Genomic DNA, 1,752 nt, shown 5'->3' with positions numbered 1-1,752 from the left:
CTTGGGCGGTAATTGGGCCGGGGGAAAGTTATTCGGCGAGGGCTCCGATGGTCAGAAGCTGATGGCGTTTGGTGGGGCGCTGTTGGGTGGCGGGTTAGGTGCTAAGGGCGGGAAGTGGTTTGATGCGCGGTATGAGATCAAGGCGCAGGGGTTAGGGTCGAATTTTGGGAACGTGAAGATTGTTCCTAAAAATCCGCCGGTCTCCGAGCCGGTACCGACTGCTCCTCCTAGACGTGGTCCAGATGGCCGCTTTTTAAAAAGCTCCGAATCTCCGCAGCAGTACAATCGCAAATCGCAATATCCGAGTGGCTATCGAGCTGGAGTGAAGGATAAAGTTCTAGACGCACACACCATTCAAGATGGGCCAGACGCAGGAAAAATTCTAACTGCAGATTTGGATGTCGTGCCTAGAAATGACTCGAGAATAACAATAGAACACAACAAGGCTGTTGTTGAGCATTGGAATGAACAAGGATATAATTCTCCCCGAGCTGTACGTAACGATTTCTATAACGACACAGATAACATGAGTATTAGGCTTCGCTCTGCTAACAGTTCTGATGGGGCGAAAATGGCAGCTGACGGTATTAGATACCGACAGGATGTAGGTCCTGATTATGAATAGGGAGTACGATAATGTTTTCTAAGCAGGATTTACTTGGGTCTTTTCCGACTGTCGAAGAAAGTGGCTATGGGCACTACTTCTTTCAGCACACGTTACCTAAGACTGTATTTCAGTATTGTCTTAAAAGTTCGTCTTCTCGCGATTTGCTTACTGTTTGTGAAGATGTGGTGGATCGGGATTTTGCCGCCCTTGTGCTGGACCAAGCTCCGCATTTATTGTCGCCGCTTAAGCCAACTTTGTATAATCTCGCGGATAACAATTATGGATTCACGCACGTATTGTCGGTCCCGAGTAGTTACCACTCAAGCTTGAAAGGTGGCTTGGAATCAAAAAGAGAGAAGTTGTATCTATGTATCCCTATTTTTAGATGTGAGTTTTCTGGCGACGAATCAGAAGCTGAATTTAAGGAAATGATGCAGCGAATGGTTCCTGTCTTCAAATGGAAGCGGAAGGTGCATCCAAAACTCAAGGTATATTTTGATAATCCCGGCACTGGTGCGGGGACATATGAAGCGGGCGCTCTTCTAAAATACCCGACGCTTATTTCAGAAGTTGAAAACTTGAATGGTATTGTGAGTGGCTTTATTGAAGTGACGAACTATAAGGGAGAGGTGGTTGAGGTACTGTCGCCCGCGCCTGACACTTACAGTCTGATCCGCAATAGGTCGGACGAGAAGTCAATGAGCCTCCCCGAGCTTATTAAAGATATATCAGCTTTTGCGGGAGTATAGATAAGCGGTCAAGCGCGTCGGTATGCTTCGGCAGCAGATTGTGCTGTGATCGATATCAGGTGGTGTAGGCATTAAAATACCATGCTTACATCACTTACATATGAGCCCGGCGGCTTTTCGCAAGGCTCATGCGCGCGACCGATCAACGTGCAGTGATCAGTGGCAGGAGGGAGAATAGCTGGCCTACGACTTACTCGATGGGCCACCTCCGCCGCCAGAGCGTTTTCTGACCAGCGAGCTGAGTTTCGTACAGCCTTTGGGTTTCAAGGACAAGATCTTTTATGTATTCACATCTACGGATATCGGGCCAAGCCCTTTGTCTGTCGTTGTTGGCCGGTCGGTTGTGGAGGGTGATGCCGATCTTGAAACCGTCGCGCAGCAGCTACTCAAAGAACT

At 48.3% G+C, this 1,752-nt stretch carries 1 protein-coding gene and 2 pseudogenes; all 3 read left to right on the top strand.

The annotated features are described in order from the left end of the window. Nucleotides 1-625: pseudogene (locus BWR59_RS31635) on the top strand (Rhs family protein); the annotation flags it as partial. Between the two features lie 11 nt (nt 626-636). Further along, a complete protein-coding gene (locus tag BWR59_RS31630) occupies nt 637-1,356 on the top strand; it encodes a hypothetical protein (RefSeq protein ID WP_081569599.1) in 720 nt (239 codons plus the stop codon). A 100-nt stretch (nt 1,357-1,456) separates the two neighbouring features. Then, nucleotides 1,457-1,752: pseudogene (locus BWR59_RS33030) on the top strand (hypothetical protein); the annotation flags it as partial.

The organism is Pseudomonas sp. Bc-h, assembly GCF_002080045.1.
In the GTDB taxonomy this organism is placed as follows: domain Bacteria; phylum Pseudomonadota; class Gammaproteobacteria; order Pseudomonadales; family Pseudomonadaceae; genus Aquipseudomonas.
This window is presented reverse-complemented; position numbering and strand designations above follow the sequence as displayed.